Origin of the sequence: Wolbachia endosymbiont (group A) of Limnophora tigrina (genome assembly GCF_964263225.1) — a bacterium.
GTDB lineage: Bacteria > Pseudomonadota > Alphaproteobacteria > Rickettsiales > Anaplasmataceae > Wolbachia.
Genome location: NZ_OZ181654.1, coordinates 1,321,261 through 1,341,919, shown reverse-complemented (window position 1 = coordinate 1,341,919; position 20,659 = coordinate 1,321,261). Strand labels below are relative to the sequence as shown.

Here is a 20,659-nt window from a genome sequence, read left to right as displayed (position 1 = left end):
TACTTTAGCTATATTTAATGCGTTGTTTTATGTATCCGTTCAGCAGAGTGGTTTAAGAAACGATAGATAGAAGATTGTGAAAAGGGTTTAGCCTCCTCTGTTTCCATGTTAAGTATAACGAAATTATTTGCTCAAGGAATGAGTTTCCTCGTTCTGATTGTGTAAAATATGAATTTTTGCGATAAACGACATAATGCCGTATTTGCCGTTCAGCGTGATTATTTGTCAGCGGAGTATTTTCTGGGTCATCTAAAAATTTCCACATCATTCTTTCAGATTTCAAAATATTCTTTGCAACTCGAGACGCTCCAATTGCTTCAGGTAAGCGAGATATTTCCTTCAAATAATACCTTGTACGTTTTCGCAATTTCTTGGCACGTCTAATAAATCTTGAAACATCTATCTCATTTTTTAGTAAAGCTTTTTTCAGTGCAAATAACTCAGTGGCTACATTTCTCAAGTAACAGCCCAGAACTTTAACTTCAAATTTCCAACTATGCGCTAATCTTTCAAAATCCCTTGCTAAGTGTGCCCAACAGATTTGCCTTCTTTCATCAGCAAAGTAGTTGTATGCTGCATATCTGTCGGTTACTACCAAGCTATTACGATTGCAGCATACACTATTTTTTAAAACTTTCATTCCCCTTGACTCTGTCAACTTCACAAAACTTGCCGTATTGCTTGCAAACATCCAACACCAAGCGAGTTTACCTTTGTTATAATGGCTCGTTTCATCAATATGTAGAACTTTACTCCTACTTATCTCTTGTTCGATCTGCTCATACATTTTTTTGCATTTTGAAGCAACTCTATGTTCACTATTTGATATGCTACCGACGCTTATGTTCAAATTGAAGATATCATTTATGATGCTAGCTACTTCGCGCTTTGAATTTTTATAAAACCCACTGAGTGCTGCAACTACTGACTTAACCCTTGGGCCAAATGTATCTGGCGTAACACCCTCTGGTAACTTGCTACTTCTTCTTTTTCCGCATCTCTGACAACGGCCATGTTCCAACTGATATTCCATTACATAAGCCTTAATCTCCGGAAGATCTACTTTCTGATGAATATAAGGTTTTTCGCATATTGCAATCTTCCCTCCGCATTCGCAAGTAGGTGACAACTCTATCTTTATCACCTCATCTGCTTCCATTTTAGCACGATAATTACCCTTATGCCCAACTTGACCACCAATCTTTCTTTCGCTTTTTGGCTTTTCCTTTTTCATTTTGTATAATTCTTTTGAATTGGGAATTGATGAGTTTTTTGAATTTAAACCTAGCCTTTCCTTTAATTCAGCGTTCTCTATCTTTAAAGCCTCATGCTCTGCTTTTAAACTTTCATTCTCTCTTTCCAATCTTTCTATTTTTGCTTCTAACTTTTCTATTTTTTGCTGTAAATTTTTGCAGAGTTCTAAAAGGTTTACCATATTACCTCATATTTACCCTATGATTATCTTTATTATCTTGCTTTGTCTACCTTATTTTGCCGCTCTGCTGAACGGACACAACAGAACGACAATTGTCAGTAGCTCAAGTTAGGGTAGATATGGCATTCACAATATCGTTTGTAAACCTATAGCTATATATAATGAATGAATTTTTTTATATATTCGTTATTAGTATTTTGTATTTCTTGGACAGTTCCGTGGTAGATAATATTCCCTTCGTATAATACTGCTATTTTATCAGCTATTTTAAATGCACTATGAATATCATGTGTAATCGTGATAATTGTAGGGTTAAAGTCTTTAGATAATTTTATTATTATCTCGTTTACCATATCTGACATAATTGGGTCCAATCCTGAAGTTGGCTCATCCAATACAATAATTTCTGGATTGTGCGCAATCGCCCTTGCAAGTGCTACTCTTTTTTTCATTCCGCCTGATAGCTCGATTGGAAACATATCTGCTATGCTTTCCTCCAGTCCAACATCATTTAACTTCTCGATTGCTAGCTGTTTTGCCTCCTTTTCGCTGATATTAAAGCGCTTTTTATAATTAAAAGATATATTTTCCCACACTGTAACGTAGTCAAATAAAGCAGAATTTTGAAATAAGACTCCAAATTTATTTTTGCTTTCACTATTTATTTTAATAGACCCTGAGTCTGGTTTTAGCAATCCAATGATTATTTTTGTTAATACAGATTTACCACTTCCTGAGCCGCCAAGTATGACTAATGATTCCCCCTTCGATATATTAAAACTTATGTTGTTTAATATCGTTCTATCATCAAAAGACAAGCTTAGGTTCAATATTGATATTATGGGGCTATACATGTATCAAAGTAATCAAGTAGTTTGCTAAAATGATCAATATGGACGAAAAAACAACAGTTGATGTTGTAGCAACACCTACTCCTCGTGCACCTTCTCTACAATGGTAACCGTAATAACAACTTGAAACAGAAATTATAGCCCCAAAAGCAGTCGCTTTCATTAGCCCAACAACAAAATCGTTTATATTAAAGAATTGAGCTGTATATTTTATGTATATATTTAAATTGTGGTTAAATTCAAAGACTGCGGTGACATACCCTCCAAATATTCCTATTAGATCTGCACATACTGTAAGTATTGGAAATACTATAACTGACGCTAGAATTCTTGGTGCAATTAAATATTTGAAAGGATTGATGTCCAAAGTTGTAAGTGCATCTATTTGTTCAGTGATGCGCATCGTGCCAATTTCTGCTGCAATTGAGGACCCAACCTTTCCTACCATTATTAAGCTAATCAAAACTGGCCCTAACTCTTTAATGATAGTGATCGTAACAAGCTTAGGTACTACTTGTTCTTGATTAATCAATAGACCACTTAAGCTACTTTGTAAAACTATCACCGCTCCTATAAAAACTCCAGTGAGCCCAACAATTGGTAAAGAGAAAAAGCCTATCTCTATAATTTGTTTTGCTACATTGCTAAAATAATACGGTGGCACAAAGCAGTGGTATAGAGATTGAATAAAAAACACAAATGCGTTACCAAGCCTCAACAGAAAGTTGATAAAGCACCTACCGATTATTCTAACACTGTTTACATCAAAGGAACTCACTTTGCATTTATCTTAGCTAAAAATTAGTTTTACTGATTTTATTAAAATTTTTATTAACTCTATCGCAGAGTATAGTCAAGATATATCTTAAGTTCAATATACTTTGATCAAAATGCTTGAGTTTAAGTTTATAAGACTGAATTGTATAAGAAAACCTTACTTATTTCGCTATTTACTTCTTGTAAAAAACATGCTACTAATAAATTGTGTTATATAATTGAATTGGAGTAAGTTTTGGCAGTTCCGAAGAGAAAAAAGTCAAAGTCAAGGCGTAATATGCATCGTTCTCATCATACTATTAAGCCTAAGAATATTGTGGTATGTGCAACAACTGGAGAATTCATGTTGCCTCACAACATAGCAGTTGACAATAGTTACAAAGGAAAACGTGTTTTCATTAAACAAAAGGCGGAGTAACTCATGATATGTTACCCACGGTCAACAACAACATAGTTATCGCACTTGATGCTATGGGAGGGGATTTTGCACCTCTTTCCGTAATTCAGGGTGCTAGTTTTTTCTTGGATAATCTTGTTGATCCAGGTGTTGAAGTTTTTTTTCATATTTATGGAGATCAGAAAGAAATATCTCCTTTGCTTTCAAAATACAAAAAAGTAATCGATAACTCCGAATTTACCCATTGCTCTGATAATGTTCTTCCAAATGATAAACCCTCTTTTGCACTGAAACATCGCAAAGATTCAAGTATGAAGGCAGCTGTTGAAGCAGTGAAAAAAGGTAAAGCTTTTGGAATGGTGTCTTCAGGCAACACTGGAGCATTGATGGCTATCTCCAGATTTATTTTAGGAACATTACCCAATATCTATCGTCCTGCTATTGCATCTGTCTGTCCAACTAAGACAAAAAGCTTTGCATTGCTTGATCTTGGTGCAAATGTTGACTGTAATACTGACTCATTATTTCAATTTGCATTAATGGGGAGTATATTTGCAAAAATAGCATTAAAAGTTGAAAATCCTGAAGTCGCTTTGCTAAACATTGGTACAGAAGAAGTGAAAGGTACTGACTCAGTAAGAGGAGCTTTTGAGTTACTCAAAAATGCTCCAAGTATTAACTTCAAAGGATATATAGAGGCAAGTGAATTTTTAGATGGTAATATAGACGTAATTGTTGCTGATGGTTTTGTTGGTAATGTAATGCTCAAGACAGCTGAGGCAACTGCTGGTACTTTTATCAGTCTAATAAAACAGGAAGTATTTAATTCATGGATGACAAAAATGCTTGTCGGCATATTGTTGAAATCCAAGCTAAATAAAGCATTAGAGCGTTTTAATCCTAAAATTAGAAGTGGAGCTATGTTTTTAGGGCTAAATGGTATCATTATAAAGAGCCACGGAAATTCTGATGCTATTTCTTTTGCTCACGCTATAAAATTTGCAGTAAATGCAATCAGTGAAAATTTAAACCAGAAGATAATTAACGGGGTAAGTCATATTGAATAAAAGTTTCATATTGAGCACTGGTTCTTATCTACCAAAAAAAATTTTGAGTAATAACGAAATTGCATCGATAGTTGAAACAAACGATGAATGGATAAGGCAAAGAACAGGAATAGTTCAAAGACATATAGCAGATGAAGGAGAACTAACGTCAGATTTAGCTGTTAATGCAGCGAAAAATGCTATAGAAAAAGCGAAAATTTCAATAGATGAAATTGGTTTGATCATAGTTGCAACAACAACACCTGACAAAACTTTTCCTAGCTGTGCAACGATTATACAAAGTAAATTAAAGTGTAAAAACGCATTTGCTTTTGATGTACAGGCAGCATGCTCTGGTTTTATATATGCAGTTACAGTTGCTGATTCACTTATAAAGTCTAACGATAGAATTAAATACGCGCTTGTTATTGGTGCTGAAATAATGTCTAGGATTGTTGATTGGGAAGATAGGTCAACTTGTGTACTCTTTGGTGATGGTGCTGGTGCAGTGATAATGAAATCAGAAATGAGTAGCAGTAGCATTATATCAACAAACTTACACTCTGATGGCAATGTGGACTTATTATGTACAAACGGAGGAATATCCTCTACTCGTGATTCTGGAAAGATACTTATGAATGGAAGAGAAGTGTTTAAACATGCAGTAGAGAAATTAACAGCCTCAGTAGAGGAAACTCTAAAATGCAATAGTTTGAAGATTACTGATATTGACTGGCTCATTCCCCATCAAGCAAACATTCGCATTATTGAAGCAGTAGTAAAGAAATTAGATTTTCCTATAGAAAAAGTAATTAATACAGTTGATAAGCATGCAAACACCTCAGCAGCGTCAATTCCACTAGCCTTAGACTATGCAGTACAAGAATCAAAAATAAAGTCAGGAAATCTGATATTGCTGATTTCAATAGGTGCAGGTTTAGCCTGGGGTTCTGTGTTACTGCGCTATTAGACTTCCTATTACCCACGCTTCTTTTTTCTCAATTTTATCGTTACATGCTGTACTGACAAAGTTTTGAGATATTATCACAAACATTATATTCACAAGAAATACTTGACTTCACGTGTACTAAGAAGCATTTTATATATGATGTGTGCCCGTAGCTCAGTTGGATAGAGCAACAGCCTTCTAAGCTGTGGGTCGTAGGTTCGAATCCTACCGGGCACATTCTTCTATCAATGCTTTCTATAAATTTTCAAGTATTCTGGTACCACATTTTCAATTGCTAGTGGTCTAATTTTCATTGTTTCGAGATCATCTGACTTTTCGATTGAACTACTCATCATAACTTTCACCTGATCTCGAGTAAGTATAGGGCTTGCATCTCCAGTTATAGGTTTTAACAGCACAGAAACAACTTTACTTTCTAAGAAAAAGGCTATCAATCTTGCCATTGGAAAAGGTACATTGATCAGTAGACACTTTCTGTTAGTCACATTCAGAATAAACTTTAATAAGCTTTTAAAAGAGTAAACTTTTGATCCACCTATATTATAAATTTTTTTATCTTGCTTATTAAAGCTGATAATACGGTATACCACTTCAGCTAAGTTTGTTACACATATCGGCTGAAACTTCGTTATTCCACTACCGATCAACGGCAAAAAAGGAAGAATTGTTGCTAATCTTGCAAATTTATTAAAGAAATTATCTTCTTTACCAAATACAAGACTGGGCTTAATTATCATTGCTCCTTGAAACGCCGAAGCTACAGCTTTCTCACCTTTCAATTTACTTTGGGCATATTTTGATAACTTATCATTTTCTATTCCCATGGCAGAAAAATGTATCATCATGGATACATTTTTTATTTGCGCAGCTTTTGCTATTCTTTCAGCTATTCCAACATGAACTGTATAGAAATCGTATTTTCTTTTTTCATATAATATTCCTACTAAGTTTATAACAACATCACACCCCTCCATACTTTCTAAAATTGATTTTTCATTAAAAAAATCTCCTTCAAGTATTGATATTTGCCCTAAGTTGCCACATAACTTTAGACAAGCAGCTTTTTCCTGATCACGAGTAAATATTCTTATTAAATACCCCGCCGCTGCCAAGCGTCTTACGATGTGTTTTCCTATAAATCCCGTTCCACCAAAAATAACTATACGTTTTATCACAGTTAAAACTTCCAATAACTTAACTTTAAATTAATACAATAGTTTTATTTAATATTCTATTGTGAATTCCTGCACTATAAGGTCCATTCTCATTCCATGAGAACCTTTAACTAAAATTACATCATTACCTTGAACAATATTAGCTAAATTACTTTTCAATTGGTTAGAATCATCGAAATGCATGCCTTTTATATTCTCCGGTAAAAGTTTATTCAATTCTAACATAAATTTACCAACTGTATGAACTTTATTCACATTTTGTTCTACTATAGAGTCAAGCAATTCTGTATGAAATACTATGCTTTCATTACCAAGTTCTAACATATCGCCGAGTAGTGCCACTTTTCTTAAATTAGAATATGTACCTAAAGTTCTTATTGCAGCCTTCATTGAAGTAGGGTTAGCATTATAGGAGTCGTTAATCAAATGTACTAATTTTCCATTGTATTTAGCTTGATGAACATTACCTCTACCTTCTGTTACAGTAAAATTCTCAAGTGCTAGTGGTAATTTCGATAAATCAAGTCCTAGACTTTGCACAACTGCTGTCACAACTAATGCAGAGTATGTAAAATGCTCACCCCGCAAACGTAAATTACAGTTTATAATTTGACCGTTGTGCGGTTTAATTTTTAAATTTATACCGCTATCGTTTCTTATTAGGTCTAACAAACGAACAGTAGCACTTTCATTCTTACCAAAGCTCACTACATTTCTGTCAGCATTTGATAAAAGATAATCATAATGTTTATTATCCTTGTTCAAAATCAAAGTACCATTATTTTTCATACCACATAGGACTTCTAACTTCGCTTGCGCAATATCAAGTAGAGATGAAAAATTTTCAACATGCGCAGGTTCGATGTTGGTAATAACTGCAATATCCGGATTGCTAATCTTCGATAGCTCTTTTATCTCACCAGCTCTATTCATTCCCATTTCAAGGATTAAGTACTGGCAGTTTTTTGGGACTTTTAGAATAGTAAAAGGTAATCCTATATTATTATTCAAGTTATCTTTGTTTGCATAAGACGCTCCATATTGCGATAGAACAGTGTGCAGCATGTCCTTTGTAGTCGTTTTCCCGACACTACCTGTAATTGTAATAACTTTAGCATTAACAAGAACATTTCTAATGTAATATGATGCCATATTATGCAAAGCTTTTAGAGTATCTTGCACAATAATTAGAGGAAAATTTCTATATTTATCTTCGCTTACTACCGCAGCAACAGCTCCTTTTAAAAATGCTTCATGTAGAAAATCATGCCCATCAAATTTCTTTCCCTTGAGAGCAATAAATAAATCGCCTTTTTTTATGCTTCTTGTATCCGTTGAAATATTTGAGCTATATACCGAATTACAAACACCCTCCCCTCTTCCGCCAGTAGCATCGATAATATTATTTGCGTTCCATTTTAACATAATTTATCTTTAAAGATAATTTGAACAAGAAAAGCAGCAAAAATACTACATACTTTGGTAATGTACAAATAATGATTGCTATCTCTATAATTTCATCTTATAATAGATATACAAGCTTAAATATTTTCGTCTATAATTGGGTGTATTTTACTATCTGATTGTAGAAAGTGACTTGGAGGTATGTATGGCAAAAGATGAGTCAAATAAAAAGTCTATTTTGGCTAAGATAAAAGGCGTGTTTTTTCTTGTGCCTAAAGCACTTATTTATCCTATAAAGAAACCGTTTGCTTCAATTGATGAAATGAAGCATGATGCTAAAGTTTCATTAAAAAAGGCTGTGAGTGATGTACCTAAAGAAGAAGAGAAATATGACCCACCTATAAAAACCACAGAAGCTAGTAAGTACCTTGGCATACAAATAACAAAACAAGAAAAAGGTAAGGTAAGTTTTTTAGCGTCAAGAACTTTAACGGAGGATATACCTTACTTGAGTCCAGAGAAATTAGATAAAATAAGGAAAGATCTGCCAAATATAACTATTTTTAGAGAAGAAAACAAAATTGTAATTGAAGTTGATGTTGAGAAGATTATCCAAGAAATAAAAGATAAAAATCCAGGTATAGATGAAAAAGTAATGAAAAAGTACGCTCTTGAAGAAATTTATAATAAAATTGATTATGATCTCAAAAATTTGGCAAAAATTACTGGTGGAGAGTTTAAAGTTCACACAGACCGAAAGTTGCTGTATGATATTGCAGAAAAGTTGTATAGTGGATACGATAGTAAAAAGCAACAGTCACAAGAAGTTATAAGGTCTATAGGTAAAGAAAAGTCATCAGAGAAAATTTTAAATAATTGGCAAAAAGCTATTAAACAAGATTTTGAAAGTTGCGAAAGCATAAGAGGTAGGGGGAAATAAATTATGGAGAGTGTTATGAAAGAAGTTAAAATAGAGGAAAGGTATCATAGCCTAACTGTTCCTGGAGATATGTATCATTTACAACCAGAAGTTATTGCTGCAAGAAGGGCAAAAAGAATAGAAACGTTTTCAAAAAGACACCAAATGGACTATGGGTCAGTTTTGCGTGGACAAGATATACAACTAAAAGATGTTTCAAGTCTTGAAGATGCTTCTAGCGAAGCAGCAATAAGCCCACCTTCTACACCAAATCATAAGCAAAATAGAAGAGGACCAGGAATTTAATAAAGTATGGGTAGTACAGCTTATGATGACACTAATATTTTTGCTAAGATATTAAGAGGTGAGTTGTCTTATGAGGAAATACATAAAAATGAAAATGTGCTAGCTTTTCGTGATAAGTATCCTGATGCACCAGTTCATATTCTAGTTATACCAAAAGCTCAATACGTTTCATACGATGATTTTGTTCTGAAAGCTTCCGAAGAGGAAATAGTAAGTTTTTTTAAAACTGTTAGAGAAATAGCACATAAATATAACTTAGAAAAAACAGGATATAGATTAGTTACTAATCACGGTAAAGATGGAGAGCAAGTTATACCGCACTTTCACATACATATTTTAGGTGGTAAAAGATTAGGAAAGCATGTAAATTCATAGTGTTATATGTTTTTTAAATGAGTGAATATTTAACCATATTAATTTTTATCTGTGTATCAATTGTAGTATCCTTTACTTTAGGTGTATTACCTATGTTTCTTGCAGTCAGTAACCCAGATGGTGAAAAGCTTTCTACATATGAGTGTGGCTTTAATCCTTTATCAAGAGCCAGAAAAAGTTTCGACATAAAATTTTACTTAGTTGCAATATTGTTCATAATATTCGATTTAGAAATTGCTTTTCTTTTCCCTTGGGCCGTTTCTTTATCTAAAATAAGCTATTGCGGATTTTGGTCTATGATGATATTCCTTGCAATACTTACTATAGGCTTTATTTATGAGTGGTGTAAAGGTGCGTTGGAATGGGAATAAATTTATCTAATGGCGACTGGAATCGTTACAAAAAAGAAGGTTTTCTTATCACTAAATTTGGCGATTTAATAGATTATATAATGAACTGGGCAAGGTCTGGTTCATTGTGGCCAATGACATTTGGTCTTGCATGTTGCGCAGTAGAGATGATGCACACTGCATCCAGTCGTTATGATCTTGATAGATATGGCATAATCTTTCGTGCAAGCCCAAGGCAAGCAGATGTTATGATTGTTGCTGGCACGTTAACTAATAAAATGGCAGCAGCATTGCGTAAAGTTTATGATCAAATGGCAGATCCCAAATACGTCGTCTCTATGGGAAGTTGTGCAAATGGCGGTGGCTATTATCATTATTCTTACTCAGTAGTCCGTGGTTGCGATAGAATTGTGCCAGTTGATGTGTATGTTCCTGGATGCCCTCCAACTGCTGAGGCGTTGCTATATGGAATGCTATGTCTACAAAATAAAATAAAACGAACTAAAAATATATAGCATGGATAAAACTGCAAAATACATACAAAAAAAGACTAAATGTGAATGTATTCAGAAAAATGATGGCACTATTGTAATATATTCAGCTTTGAATGACATTGAAAATCACTTACTCTTTCTACGTGATGATGAAAAGTGTAGGCTTGAATTATTAGTTGACGTTTTTGGAGTTGATTACCCAGATAGAGAAAAACGTTTCGAGCTAATATACAATTTGCTCAGCGTTGTACACAATATCAGAGTGCACATAAAGCTTCAGTTATGTGAAGGTGATATACCTCTAAGTGTAGCAAAGATATTTAACGCAGCTTCGTGGTTTGAGCGTGAAGTATTTGATATGTATGGAATAGAGTTTTCTGATCACCCAGATTTACGTAGGATTTTAACGGATTATGGATTCAAAGGTCATCCAATGTTAAAAGATTTTCCTCTCACTGGCTACGAGGAAGTAAGATACGATATAGAGGCAAAAAAGGTTGTATATAATCCTATAGACTTACCACAAGATTTTCGTATGTTTGACAGCTTATCCCCTTGGGAAGGTAGTAAAGCCACAAAAGTAAATATAAAGGAGTAGAAAATGACAGCACAAAGAAAAAAAATATCTTTGATTGGTGCAGGAAATATCGGTGGGACTCTTGCCCATATGATTGCACTAAGAGAGCTAGGAGATGTTATTTTGCTTGATGTAAGCGATGGAATACCACAAGGTAAAGCGCTTGACATTACAGAATCATCTCCTATTGATCGATCTAATGTCAATATTACTGGTACAAATAGGTATGAAGATATAAAAAACTCTGACGCAATTATAATAACTGCTGGCATTGCCAGAAAACCTGGAATGAGCAGAGATGACCTTCTGCAAACTAATGCTGCAGTAATGAAAGAGGTTGGGGAAAATATTAAAAAACATTCTCCAAACGCATTTGTAATAGTGGTTACCAATCCTTTAGATGCTATGGTTTCAGTAGTATACAAATCTTCAAGTCTGCCAACTAATATGATTGTTGGTATGGCAGGAGTGCTTGACTCTGCTCGTTTTCGTTATTTTCTTGCAAGTGAGTTAAATATTTCTGTCGAAGATGTATCTGCTTTTGTGCTTGGAGGACATGGTGACACTATGGTACCACTAATCAATTATGCTTCAATTGCTGGCATTCCACTTACCCAAATCATTGAGATGGGTTTGATTACGCGAGGAAAAGTTGATGAAATAGTTGAGCGCACTCGTAATGGTGGAAAAGAAATAGTTGATCTACTTAAATCTGGATCTGCATACTATGCTCCTGCATCTTCAGCCATAAGTATGCTAGAATCATACTTAAAAGATAAAAGGCGTATATTACCATGCGCTACTTATCTTAATGGTGAATATGGTGTGAAAGACTTATTCATTGGTGTTCCTACTATTATTGGCAAAAATGGAGTTGAGAAAGTTCTAGAAGTTAAAATGAACGATAGTGAACAAGAGATGTTTTATAAATCTGTAAGTGCAGTAAAAGAGCTCTGTCAGCTAAATTAATTGCCCTATAGAATTTCTTTGAGCTCAAGCTTCGAAAACAGTCTAAAAAAATTATTTGTAGTTATTTTTGCTACTTGTTCCGGCGATTCATTCCATAATTCTGCTAAACAATTCACAACATATTTCACCATTGCCGGTTCATTTTTTCTTCCTCTGTAAGGCTCAGGAGATAGATAAGGTGCATCAGTTTCAACTAAAACACGCTCACGTGGCACATTTTGTGCAATTTCTCTTAGTAAGTTCGCATTTTTAAAAGTAATAATTCCAGAAAATGAAATGTATAATCCCAAGTCCATAGCCTTATAAGCAAGCTCTTTAGAAGAAGCAAAGCAATGCATTACTCCACTAAAAGCGTCCTTCTTCATTTCTGAATTTAAAATATCAATCATCTCACTATCAGCATTTCTAGTGTGAATAACTAAAGGTAATCCTGTTACTTTTGCCGCTTCTATATGTGATGCAAAACTTTTTTTTTGATTGCTTTTATTATCAGATTTATAAAAATCTAATCCGGTTTCACCGATACTAATTACCTTTTTGCCCTTAGTAAATTCAATCAATTCATCAGCATTTATACATTCACCTTTTTCCACATTAGTATCAAGCGGATGTATACCAACGGAGCAGTAGACTTGATCATAGGATGAAGAGATTTTTAATAATTTAGGGATATCATTAATGCTTATACATATGTTATGCAAAATTCTCACACCATTTTGCTCTGCTCTTGAAATTACCTTTGGTATTTCATCATAAGAAAAATAAATTAGATGACAATGAGAATCAACTATCATAAATAGATCCTTTTATGATAGAAGAAAACTCTTCTATCACTTTTTTATAAACTTCTTTTTTGAACGGTATGGCACTGGCTACCAAATCATCCACATTTTGCCAACGCCACTCTTTGAACTCTGGATGATCAGTATAGTTAATATTAATATCCTTATCCTTCCCACAAAATTTCATTAAGAACCACCTTTGCTTTTGGCCAGAATATCTCCCATTCCAGCATGTTGGTATAACTTCCTCAGGTAAGTTATAGTGTATCCACTCTTTATTTTTAGCCACAATTTCTGCTTTATCAGTACCAACTTCTTCCAATAGCTCACGTAGCGCTGCCTGCTCTAGCTCTTCACCTTCATCAACTCCTCCTTGTGGCATCTGCCAATAAGAGTCACTATCAAAACGTTTTCCAATAAAAATATTTCCCTGTTTGTTAAATAACATTATGCCAACACAAGGGCGATACTCTTTCTCCTCACTAATCACAAACACTCTCTGTTGCTAAATTATCTATCATAGAAGTTCCAACTACTTTTTTACTATTCATTTTTTCAACAATTTTTTTTGCAACTTCTTTTGCGCTTAAGTTTGAGTTATCAATTTCAAGTGAACCTTGAGGCACAAATAGTTTCTTTCCTTTAATTCTTCTCATAGCAAAATCTGAATCAGTAATTTTTCTCTCCTGCTCTCTTTCCTTTAATTGAACGCGCTTTATTAGTTCTCCACTATTACAATATAACACCACAGGGAGAATCTCCACGTTCATTTTTTTACTTAAATTCACCACTGAGTTATATACTTTTTGATCATAGGAATCACCTTTTATCAATTCGTTTGTAAATATATAATGCTTTGATTCTATATGGTATTTTTCCAATATTGCTAACATATTCTCTCTAATCACAAAAATTTCTTCCCATATTTCACTTGTAACCTCAGCGTTTCTGAAATCAATCATATCAAATATAATATTATTAAACAGGTTATTGTCTACTATCACCCCATCAATAATATTACACAGCTCTTTTGCAATCGTAAGTTTGCCACTACCCGGAAATCCGATTAAGTAAATGACCATACCATCAGAAAACTATCATATATTACAAACATATGTATTATAAACGTTACACTAGAAACATATCAAAAATAGTTCATATTCAGAAATTTTGAGTGTATCATTACAGATAAATTATATAATTTAGAATAATGAATGGTGATACAGAATCAATAAAAAGTAAGATTGTAGATATAATAGATCAAAACAAAGGTCAAGATATAGTTACTTTTGATGTGCAGAATAAAACTGTCATTGCAAAATATATGATCATTGCATCCGGTGATTCGAGCCGCCATGTAAAAGCATTAGCTGAGCACGTGATGAAAAATCTCAAGCAATATGATAAAATAGATGTAGAAGGTATGGATGAAGGTAACTGGGTGATTGTGAATTTTCAAGGTATAATGGTTCACCTATTCAGGCCAGAAGTAAGAGAATATTATAAGATAGAAGAGTTATGGAATTGATTATCCAGGTAGCTGGTATACACTTGCTCAAATGTTGTAATTTTGAAGGCAACCCTTATGAAGTTGGTGGTGTCATTCCAGTGCTTGACACTGGAATCTAGAAAACTTAATCATAAACGAGCACACTATACAACATTTTTGATGAAATTTCATAATAAACTGGATTCCAGCGTCAAGCACTGGAATGACGCCATCGTTAACAACACCGTTTACACACAAAATAACATATTATGAAACATAAATCCGAGTTTTTAAACTTCATTCAAGAAAGAGGATACCTATATCAATGTACAAACATTGATAGGTTAGACCAGCTATTATCACAAGATAATTATATAATTGCATACATTGGGTTTGATTGTACGGCACCAAGTTTGCATATTGGCAGTCTCATTCAAATCATGATGCTCCGTCACCTACAAAAATTCGGTTATAAGCCAATAATTCTACTTGGAGGTGGCACAACAAAAATTGGTGACCCATCTGGTAAAGACAAAGCAAGAAGCGTCTTGCCGATAGAAGATATCAATCAAAATATACTTGGTATAAAGAAAACCCTCGAGAAGATGATATCTTTCGATTATGGAAAAACTGGTGCAATCATAGTAAACAACGCAGATTGGTTAGATAACATAAAATATATAGACTTTTTGCGTGATATAGGGACACATTTTTCTGTAAATCGCATGTTAGGCTTTGATAGTGTGAAAATTAGGCTAGATAGGGAGCAAAATCTAAGCTTTCTCGAGTTTAATTACATGTTGTTACAAGCCTATGATTTTGTCGAGTTGAATAAAAAGTATGGCTGTCGTCTCCAGATTGGAGGGTCAGACCAATGGGGAAATATAGTAAACGGAATTGAACTTGGCAAAAAGTTAAATTTACCTGAGCTGTTTGGTCTTACCACACCTCTTTTATTAAACGCACAAGGAAAAAAGATGGGCAAAACTGAAAGTGGAGCAGTATGGCTTGATGGTAGCATGCTAAAGCCCTATGACTACTGGCAATATTTTCGCAATGTTGATGATCAAGATGTTGGTCGTTTTTTGAGACTTTTCACTGATTTATCAATTGATGAAATTAAAAAACTAGAGTCCTTGAAGGATCAAGAAACAAACGAAGCAAAAAAGGTCTTGGCAACAGAAGTGACAAAAATATGTCACGGTTGTAAAGAAGCGAAACTTGCACGATCTGCTGCAATCTCTGCTTTTGAAAATGAAGACAGTTCATTGCTTTCTGGTTACACTATCACAAGAGAACAAGTTGCAAATGGCATACTCCTGATAGACTTGCTTCATGACACCGGTTTTGAACCTTCAAAAGGTGCGGCAAAGCGTTTAATACAGGGAAATGGATGTAAAGTTAATGATAATACTATAAACGATGTTAACTATACAATAAACTCTGAAAGCTTTGAAGGTCAGCCATTTATCAAATTATCTGCAGGAAAGAAACGCCATATTAAAATTTTAGTGAGTGAAGTAAGAAAGTGAATTTGTATCTGTTCAGCAGAGTGGTAAAATAAGGTAGCCAAGAAAAGATAATTATAGGAACAAATGGATATCATTGAAGCAGCTGACACTGTGGCAGAATCGCTAGGCAATCCTACTATCGCTAGCAGTTTCTTGCTGTCGATTTGCTAAGATTGGTTTATCAACTTGAGTATCAGGCTTTGACAATTTATATATAGCATTGCCAACTATTAGTGCTGTTGCTGTAATTGCAACTACTGCTATAACTATAGGTATTAACTCAGCTGTAATTGCTCCGGCTGTAAAAAGTGCTATAGATATAGCAGTACCTAATAATGCAGTTACTCCACCGGGGCTTTGTTGCATCACTATCTATGAAAGGCTAACTATACAAGCAGCTTATTGAAAATCTTATTTTTTGCAATCAATCTGATCAAATTTAAGAATAGTAATTTATTGTTTGTACTAGTAAATTTAATTCTACTTAAAATAGCTAAAGCATTGAAATTCTTGAATTCTAGCTAGATTAGTGAATGATAGTAAAACTTCTTTTACTTAAATTTAGATATTTACTGACTGTCCTTACTATAAATGCTAGAATAATAAGCTATTGATATTCTACATTTTATCTTTTATTCATCGTAGATAGCGATTCAACAAAGCCCAATAGCGTCAACTTAAGGAAAGATGTTAAGGAGTAAAATACTGTGAAAAATAGGACCTTTGGTTTCTATTTTATTTCAATAAAGAAGATATCAGTAAAGCTTATCTATTAAGGTGTCACATAGAGGAGTGCTATAAAAGACTCAAAGTAGAAGGAGAATTAGAGAATTTTTCTGAGATAAATTTAGAGATAAGAATTTTGTGCAAACTTGGTCATGTGCAATACTTCATATGTGTGATGCACAAGAGCCTTGGAACCCAGATCAAATTGCTAAGTATCGTTTAAATTTTTCAGTTTTATTTGCTATAATGAAACAAAAACTTTATCAGGTGCTTGTTGGAACCAAAAAATTTTCAAGCCCTTTTTAAAATACTCACTAAAGTTAACGTGAAGATTGTATAGCCGCAATAAAGTAGATAAGCCTAAACGCCATAATGTCTTTAGGAGAGCTTGCTAATTTATTCTCTTAAGTTAACGTCATTGCCTGAACAGATACATAAAAAAGTAGTACTTGCAAGAAAGAGTTACTTAAGAAATTAATTAACTTTGCTATTTTCTCTAACATACCTAGAAGAAATAGATACATTATCTAATGCACTACTAATCCTAGTATTCCTTTCATTAATCGCTGCAGTTGGTTGAAAAGTGGCATAGATATATTGTGGTATGTCATTAATTCGTACTATAATAGAATTAATACATTCAATATTACCTTTATGTATAGCGATGCCAAGTGGCGTTAAGCTGTACGTCTGACCAGTTGGAGATATTACAGCATTGTGATTAGCAAGAATATCTTGCAATATACCACTATTTTGAGCATGAGTTAAAATCGAATTAATATGTGCATGATTACCTTCATATATAGCAAAGCCAAGTGGTGTTAAGTTGTACTTCCAACCATCTGAAGAATACAAAGTATTTTTAGCAGTAAGAACTTCTTGCAATATACCACTATTTTGAGCATGAGTTAAAATCGAATTAATATGTGCATGATTACCTTCATATATAGCAAAGCCAAGTGGTGTTAAGTTGTACTTCCAACCATCTGAAGAATACAAAGTATTTTTAGCAGTAAGAACTTCTTGCAGCTTACCATTATTTTGAGCTTGTCTTAAAATAGAATTAACATATTCATTGTTATTTCTATATATAGCAAGGCCAAGCAATGTTAAAATGTATGTCCAATTATTCAGAATATCTTGCGATACAACATTATTTTGAATCATTGTTGAAATGTAGTTACAACATTCCTTATTATTTTCATATATGGCAAAGCTAATTGGTGTTAAAATATGCGTCAGACCATCTGAAAACTGTAAAATATTTTCAGCAATAAAAACGCCTTGCAGCATATCATTATTTTGAGCTTTTTCTAAAATAGAACTGATACATTCTTTATTACCTTTATATATAGAGAAACTGAGTGGTGTTAAAGCATACTCCTTAGTATTGAAATACTGTACAATATTTCTAGCAGCAAGAATATCTTGTAGTATTCCACTGTCCTGGGCTTTTGTTAAAATATCATTAATATATCTTGGCTTATTGTAATGTATAGCAAAGCCAAGCGATGTTAAGGTGTACATCAGACCATCTTGATAGTTTATAATATTTTCAGTATTAATAATCTCTTGCAGTGTACCGTTATTCTGAGAATGTATTAAAATAGAATTAACGCATTCGTTATTATATTTGAATATGGCGAGGCTAAGTAGTGTTAAAGTGCGTTCCCCACCTCTTGGAAATCGTTTAGTATATCCTATTGTAAGAACTTTTAGTAAATCATTCTCTGAGGCTCTTTTCAAGATATTACCAATTTCCTCACCATTTGATATTACCTTTTTCAACTTTAAATGCAAATTTCGTTGTGCTTGTGTTAAGTTGTTATCATTTAGCATATTCTTGTAACCTCGTTTTAAAGTCAGTGCAGTTTAATTATTCTATGTTAGTATACACCAATAGAAAAAATTTCATCATATGTTCTGGAAAAAATTTACACAGGTTAATGAGGAAACCGTAAGAGAGAGCCTAAAAAAGGTTATAGAGAAGAAAAGTGGTAAGAATGTTGGTGTAGTATCCTCAATTATTATTAAAGGTAAAGATGTTGCTTTTGCTCTTGAAGTTACTGAGCCAAATGAAGAATTAAGAAAAAATTGTGAGCAAGCTGTTAAGGCGATACCGGGAGTAGGAAAGGTTACTGTAGTTGCTACTGGTCAAAAACAAGCTAGGCAACAAAAAGCTAAACTTCATATCGAAGGAGTGAAAAATATAATTGTCGTTGCTTCTGGTAAGGGAGGTGTGGGTAAGTCGACAGTTGCACTAAATCTAGCTCTTTCGTTAGCAGAATTAAAACATAAAGTTGCGCTAGTTGATGCAGATATATATGGTCCTTCGATTCCTAAAATGTTGGGCACTGAGAAATTAAAACCAGAAATACAGAGTGGTAAAGCAATGCCTATAGAGAAACATGGTCTCTATACTATTTCAATTGGCTATTTTATTGATAAGGACCGCGCAGTAATATGGCGTGGACCTATGATCACAAAAGCACTTTACAATTTGCTAATGGGAACAAGGTGGTCTGATATAGAATATTTAATCATTGATACACCGCCTGGCACTGGCGATGTACATTTAAGTCTGATGGAGAATTTTAGTTTAACTGGAGCAATAATAGTTTCAACTCCACAGGAGCTTGCTTTAATCGATGCACAAAAAATTTATGATATGTTCACAAAGCTCAGCGTGCCAATTATCGGCATTGTGGAAAATATGAGCTATTTTGTTCAAGATAATTCAAAAATACACATATTTGGAAAAGGTGGTGCAAAAAAAATGTCTGAAGAGCTGGGAGTCAAACTCTTGAGCAGAGTTCCTCTAGATCCGCAAATATGTAGTGCTTCTGATTGTGGAAATCCTTCAATACTAAGTGAGGATTTAGTAAGGATTTATGAAGGCATTGCTAAAGATGTTAGGTCTTTTGTATGCAGTCTATAAAGTTTTTTTAAACTACTTTTAAAATAGGTAGAATGTAATTTTAGGTGAATAAAATATTTCAAATGGCAGCAGCTACCTCGTATCTGAACAGACAATAGACTTCTTGGATAACTTAAGAAACAAGTAGTAGAAGCAATATTAGGGAAGGTATAAATTTTGAGCAGGTAAGTAAACTTGATGAAGAGAAGCTTCGAAGACTAAGAGGAGTAAAAAGAAAAACATTGGAAAAATAATAGAAATTTTAATAGAGGAAGAGGCCAAGAAAAAGGCAAGAGGAGGAAAACCAAATATATTTATTAATAGCACTCGAATATTTGTGTAAATACCGTACATATTTCCGTATAGTGCAAAGCTATGGAATAAGTGAAAGTTCTTGCTAACGGCTGAATAGAAGATGCATTGATAAAACATCCAGATTTCAGGAAGATAAAGAGCTATTAAAGTTAAATAGGAGTATGCAAAAGTTTTATAAAAAGGGAATGTTTAACTCCCCCATAGAAGATCAAAAAATATCCTTAGGTTATCCAAGAAGTCTATTGTTGGTAAACATAAAAGGCTATTTGCCTTTTTATCTAGTTTATGCAGGAGGTCTATATTTATTGTTGAGTGTGATTTTAGGCATTTCTGCTAAAACGCAACTTTTAAATCGCCAAAATTTCTCCTTGCCTTTACTAATTCCGATTCTTGGAGTGCACACATAATCTGGTTTGAGGTGATATTCATAGAGACAAAATTCATGACTTATAGTAAGGTCTTGTTTATTATGTTCTTTTGTAATGTTTAATTTTTTGCACAGTATGCCTGGCCCGCCTAAATTTGCTTCAAGCGGCTCAGTGAGCTTTAATCCTCGTATTAACACTGCTGCTGGGAATCCTTCTGCTTCTGTTACAATATTTAGACAATAGTACATTCCATATATAAAATATACGTACGAAAACCCTGGCGTACCAAACATTACTGAGGTTCGATTAGTATAGCCTCTTGCTGCATGACAAGCTGGGTCATCCATTCCTATATACGCTTCAACTTCAGTTATTATTCCACTAAAATTAGAAAATTTCAGAATCTTCCCTAGCAGCTCCCCAGCTACGGTTAAAGTTGGCCGTTCATAGAAATTTCTTGGTAATATTGTGTTATTCATCATAGAAGTACAAGTTACTTACATTTG

At 33.8% G+C, this 20,659-nt stretch carries 23 protein-coding genes, 1 tRNA gene and 2 pseudogenes; 15 read left to right on the top strand and 11 right to left on the bottom strand.

Features of this window, described 5'->3' with window-relative positions; translation table 11 throughout:
* Positions 1–52: 52 nt before the first annotated feature.
* The 3 genes from tnpC to ACE38P_RS06335 all read right to left on the bottom strand — a co-directional run bounded on the left by tnpC (position 53) and on the right by ACE38P_RS06335 (position 3,064).
* On the bottom strand, positions 53–1,435 hold the full coding sequence (gene tnpC, locus ACE38P_RS06345; protein WP_374699286.1) for an IS66 family transposase: 1,383 nt from the start codon (positions 1,433–1,435) through the stop codon (positions 53–55).
* A 152-nt stretch (positions 1,436–1,587) separates the two neighbouring features.
* Positions 1,588–2,289 carry an ABC transporter ATP-binding protein gene (locus ACE38P_RS06340; RefSeq protein ID WP_010405332.1) on the bottom strand — a complete coding sequence of 234 codons (702 nt, stop codon included), beginning with the start codon at positions 2,287–2,289 and terminating at the stop codon, positions 1,588–1,590.
* Positions 2,282–3,064, bottom strand: a complete 783-nt coding sequence (locus ACE38P_RS06335; protein WP_029237671.1) for an MlaE family ABC transporter permease — start codon at positions 3,062–3,064, stop codon at positions 2,282–2,284. The genes ACE38P_RS06340 and ACE38P_RS06335 overlap by 8 nt, the downstream gene beginning before the upstream one ends.
* Positions 3,065–3,298: 234 nt before the next feature.
* Here ACE38P_RS06335 and rpmF point away from each other — a divergent pair, with 234 nt between their 5' ends.
* The 4 genes from rpmF (at position 3,299) to ACE38P_RS06315 (ending at position 5,692) form a co-directional block, all read left to right on the top strand.
* Positions 3,299–3,481 (top strand): 50S ribosomal protein L32, encoded by a 183-nt coding sequence (rpmF, locus tag ACE38P_RS06330; protein ID WP_029237672.1) that lies wholly within the window; start codon positions 3,299–3,301, stop codon positions 3,479–3,481.
* A gap of 8 nt (positions 3,482–3,489) precedes the next feature.
* Positions 3,490–4,527 carry a phosphate acyltransferase PlsX gene (gene plsX, locus ACE38P_RS06325; protein ID WP_264682563.1) on the top strand — a complete coding sequence of 346 codons (1,038 nt, stop codon included), beginning with the start codon at positions 3,490–3,492 and terminating at the stop codon, positions 4,525–4,527.
* A complete protein-coding gene (locus ACE38P_RS06320) occupies positions 4,520–5,476 on the top strand; it encodes a beta-ketoacyl-ACP synthase III (RefSeq protein ID WP_264377619.1) in 957 nt (318 codons plus the stop codon). Before plsX ends, ACE38P_RS06320 begins: the two co-directional genes overlap by 8 nt.
* A 142-nt stretch (positions 5,477–5,618) precedes the next feature.
* Positions 5,619–5,692, top strand: a tRNA-Arg gene (locus ACE38P_RS06315).
* Positions 5,693–5,700: 8 nt separating this feature from the next.
* On the opposite strand, the gene ACE38P_RS06310 is transcribed toward ACE38P_RS06315, so the two are convergent.
* Together ACE38P_RS06310 and ACE38P_RS06305 are read right to left on the bottom strand one after the other, a co-directional pair.
* On the bottom strand, positions 5,701–6,651 hold the full coding sequence (locus ACE38P_RS06310) for a complex I NDUFA9 subunit family protein (protein WP_179945645.1): 951 nt from the start codon (positions 6,649–6,651) through the stop codon (positions 5,701–5,703).
* A gap of 48 nt (positions 6,652–6,699) precedes the next feature.
* Positions 6,700–8,076, bottom strand: a complete 1,377-nt coding sequence (locus ACE38P_RS06305) for a UDP-N-acetylmuramoyl-tripeptide--D-alanyl-D-alanine ligase (RefSeq protein ID WP_264336529.1) — start codon at positions 8,074–8,076, stop codon at positions 6,700–6,702.
* Between the two features lie 184 nt (positions 8,077–8,260).
* Between ACE38P_RS06305 and ACE38P_RS06300 the strand changes: the two genes are divergently transcribed.
* Genes ACE38P_RS06300 through mdh form a run of 7 tightly spaced genes read left to right on the top strand, consistent with a single transcriptional unit; the run spans position 8,261 to position 12,045 of the window.
* Positions 8,261–8,995 (top strand): hypothetical protein, encoded by a 735-nt coding sequence (locus ACE38P_RS06300; protein ID WP_264686906.1) that lies wholly within the window; start codon positions 8,261–8,263, stop codon positions 8,993–8,995.
* Between the two features lie 3 nt (positions 8,996–8,998).
* Entirely contained in the window at positions 8,999–9,280 is a 282-nt protein-coding gene (locus tag ACE38P_RS06295) for a hypothetical protein (protein ID WP_010403548.1), read from the top strand.
* Positions 9,281–9,286: 6 nt separating this feature from the next.
* Positions 9,287–9,655, top strand: coding sequence for an HIT domain-containing protein (locus tag ACE38P_RS06290; protein WP_006014413.1), 369 nt, complete (start codon positions 9,287–9,289; stop codon positions 9,653–9,655).
* Positions 9,656–9,672: 17 nt separating this feature from the next.
* A complete protein-coding gene (locus tag ACE38P_RS06285; protein ID WP_064085468.1) occupies positions 9,673–10,026 on the top strand; it encodes an NADH-quinone oxidoreductase subunit A in 354 nt (117 codons plus the stop codon).
* Positions 10,017–10,520 carry a NuoB/complex I 20 kDa subunit family protein gene (locus ACE38P_RS06280; RefSeq protein WP_007302257.1) on the top strand — a complete coding sequence of 168 codons (504 nt, stop codon included), beginning with the start codon at positions 10,017–10,019 and terminating at the stop codon, positions 10,518–10,520. Before ACE38P_RS06285 ends, ACE38P_RS06280 begins: the two co-directional genes overlap by 10 nt.
* A gap of 1 nt (position 10,521) precedes the next feature.
* Positions 10,522–11,097 carry an NADH-quinone oxidoreductase subunit C gene (locus tag ACE38P_RS06275; protein ID WP_017532371.1) on the top strand — a complete coding sequence of 192 codons (576 nt, stop codon included), beginning with the start codon at positions 10,522–10,524 and terminating at the stop codon, positions 11,095–11,097.
* Positions 11,098–11,100: 3 nt separating this feature from the next.
* On the top strand, positions 11,101–12,045 hold the full coding sequence (gene mdh, locus ACE38P_RS06270) for a malate dehydrogenase (protein WP_374699711.1): 945 nt from the start codon (positions 11,101–11,103) through the stop codon (positions 12,043–12,045).
* Between the two features lie 5 nt (positions 12,046–12,050).
* Here mdh and ACE38P_RS06265 read toward each other — a convergent pair whose 3' ends face one another.
* From ACE38P_RS06265 to ACE38P_RS06255, 3 genes are read right to left on the bottom strand one after another with little or no spacing between them, the layout of a single operon-like run.
* Complete coding sequence (locus ACE38P_RS06265; RefSeq protein ID WP_264704496.1) at positions 12,051–12,839, bottom strand: TatD family hydrolase; 789 nt, start codon at positions 12,837–12,839, stop codon at positions 12,051–12,053.
* Positions 12,829–13,317 (bottom strand): RNA pyrophosphohydrolase, encoded by a 489-nt coding sequence (locus ACE38P_RS06260; RefSeq protein WP_264375990.1) that lies wholly within the window; start codon positions 13,315–13,317, stop codon positions 12,829–12,831. The genes ACE38P_RS06265 and ACE38P_RS06260 overlap by 11 nt, the downstream gene beginning before the upstream one ends.
* A complete protein-coding gene (locus tag ACE38P_RS06255) occupies positions 13,310–13,909 on the bottom strand; it encodes a hypothetical protein (protein WP_374699710.1) in 600 nt (199 codons plus the stop codon). Before ACE38P_RS06255 ends, ACE38P_RS06260 begins: the two co-directional genes overlap by 8 nt.
* Before the next feature lie 128 nt (positions 13,910–14,037).
* Between ACE38P_RS06255 and rsfS the strand changes: the two genes are divergently transcribed.
* Together rsfS and tyrS are read left to right on the top strand one after the other, a co-directional pair.
* Complete coding sequence (gene rsfS, locus ACE38P_RS06250; RefSeq protein WP_264375992.1) at positions 14,038–14,355, top strand: ribosome silencing factor; 318 nt, start codon at positions 14,038–14,040, stop codon at positions 14,353–14,355.
* A gap of 230 nt (positions 14,356–14,585) precedes the next feature.
* Entirely contained in the window at positions 14,586–15,848 is a 1,263-nt protein-coding gene (gene tyrS, locus ACE38P_RS06245; RefSeq protein WP_264730063.1) for a tyrosine--tRNA ligase, read from the top strand.
* Positions 15,849–15,950: 102 nt separating this feature from the next.
* Here tyrS and ACE38P_RS06240 read toward each other — a convergent pair.
* Positions 15,951–16,178 (bottom strand): annotated as a pseudogene (locus tag ACE38P_RS06240) (ankyrin repeat domain-containing protein); the annotation flags it as partial.
* A gap of 388 nt (positions 16,179–16,566) precedes the next feature.
* On the opposite strand from ACE38P_RS06240, the pseudogene ACE38P_RS06235 reads away from it, so the two are divergent.
* Positions 16,567–16,948 (top strand): annotated as a pseudogene (locus ACE38P_RS06235) (IS4 family transposase); the annotation flags it as partial.
* Positions 16,949–17,027: 79 nt separating this feature from the next.
* On the opposite strand, the gene ACE38P_RS06230 reads toward ACE38P_RS06235, so the two are convergent.
* The gene (locus ACE38P_RS06230; RefSeq protein ID WP_374699709.1) at positions 17,028–18,392 is read right to left on the bottom strand and encodes a hypothetical protein; all 1,365 of its coding nucleotides are present in this window, start codon (positions 18,390–18,392) and stop codon (positions 17,028–17,030) included.
* Between the two features lie 79 nt (positions 18,393–18,471).
* Here ACE38P_RS06230 and ACE38P_RS06225 point away from each other — a divergent pair, with 79 nt between their 5' ends.
* Positions 18,472–19,491, top strand: a complete 1,020-nt coding sequence (locus tag ACE38P_RS06225; RefSeq protein ID WP_264686898.1) for an Mrp/NBP35 family ATP-binding protein — start codon at positions 18,472–18,474, stop codon at positions 19,489–19,491.
* Positions 19,492–20,068: 577 nt separating this feature from the next.
* Here ACE38P_RS06225 and ACE38P_RS06220 read toward each other — a convergent pair.
* On the bottom strand, positions 20,069–20,632 hold the full coding sequence (locus tag ACE38P_RS06220; RefSeq protein WP_010403621.1) for a DNA-3-methyladenine glycosylase: 564 nt from the start codon (positions 20,630–20,632) through the stop codon (positions 20,069–20,071).
* Positions 20,633–20,659: the final 27 nt, after the last annotated feature.

What these genes read in the sequence shown, in the direction of transcription:
- tnpC (WP_374699286.1), bottom strand. Translation starts at nt 1,435, where the DNA reads ATGGTAAACCTTTTAGAACTCTGCAAAAATTTACAGCAAAAAATAGAA.
- ACE38P_RS06290 (WP_006014413.1), top strand. Translation starts at nt 9,287, where the DNA reads ATGGGTAGTACAGCTTATGATGACACTAATATTTTTGCTAAGATATTA.
- ACE38P_RS06225 (WP_264686898.1), top strand. Translation starts at nt 18,472, where the DNA reads ATGTTCTGGAAAAAATTTACACAGGTTAATGAGGAAACCGTAAGAGAG.
- ACE38P_RS06265 (WP_264704496.1), bottom strand. Translation starts at nt 12,839, where the DNA reads ATGATAGTTGATTCTCATTGTCATCTAATTTATTTTTCTTATGATGAA.
- ACE38P_RS06275 (WP_017532371.1), top strand. Translation starts at nt 10,522, where the DNA reads ATGGATAAAACTGCAAAATACATACAAAAAAAGACTAAATGTGAATGT.
- ACE38P_RS06300 (WP_264686906.1), top strand. Translation starts at nt 8,261, where the DNA reads ATGGCAAAAGATGAGTCAAATAAAAAGTCTATTTTGGCTAAGATAAAA.
- ACE38P_RS06220 (WP_010403621.1), bottom strand. Translation starts at nt 20,632, where the DNA reads ATGAATAACACAATATTACCAAGAAATTTCTATGAACGGCCAACTTTA.
- mdh (WP_374699711.1), top strand. Translation starts at nt 11,101, where the DNA reads ATGACAGCACAAAGAAAAAAAATATCTTTGATTGGTGCAGGAAATATC.
- tyrS (WP_264730063.1), top strand. Translation starts at nt 14,586, where the DNA reads ATGAAACATAAATCCGAGTTTTTAAACTTCATTCAAGAAAGAGGATAC.
- ACE38P_RS06340 (WP_010405332.1), bottom strand. Translation starts at nt 2,289, where the DNA reads ATGTATAGCCCCATAATATCAATATTGAACCTAAGCTTGTCTTTTGAT.
- ACE38P_RS06285 (WP_064085468.1), top strand. Translation starts at nt 9,673, where the DNA reads ATGAGTGAATATTTAACCATATTAATTTTTATCTGTGTATCAATTGTA.
- ACE38P_RS06295 (WP_010403548.1), top strand. Translation starts at nt 8,999, where the DNA reads ATGGAGAGTGTTATGAAAGAAGTTAAAATAGAGGAAAGGTATCATAGC.
- plsX (WP_264682563.1), top strand. Translation starts at nt 3,490, where the DNA reads ATGTTACCCACGGTCAACAACAACATAGTTATCGCACTTGATGCTATG.
- ACE38P_RS06230 (WP_374699709.1), bottom strand. Translation starts at nt 18,392, where the DNA reads ATGCTAAATGATAACAACTTAACACAAGCACAACGAAATTTGCATTTA.
- rsfS (WP_264375992.1), top strand. Translation starts at nt 14,038, where the DNA reads ATGAATGGTGATACAGAATCAATAAAAAGTAAGATTGTAGATATAATA.
- ACE38P_RS06255 (WP_374699710.1), bottom strand. Translation starts at nt 13,909, where the DNA reads ATGGTCATTTACTTAATCGGATTTCCGGGTAGTGGCAAACTTACGATT.
- ACE38P_RS06305 (WP_264336529.1), bottom strand. Translation starts at nt 8,076, where the DNA reads ATGTTAAAATGGAACGCAAATAATATTATCGATGCTACTGGCGGAAGA.
- ACE38P_RS06280 (WP_007302257.1), top strand. Translation starts at nt 10,017, where the DNA reads ATGGGAATAAATTTATCTAATGGCGACTGGAATCGTTACAAAAAAGAA.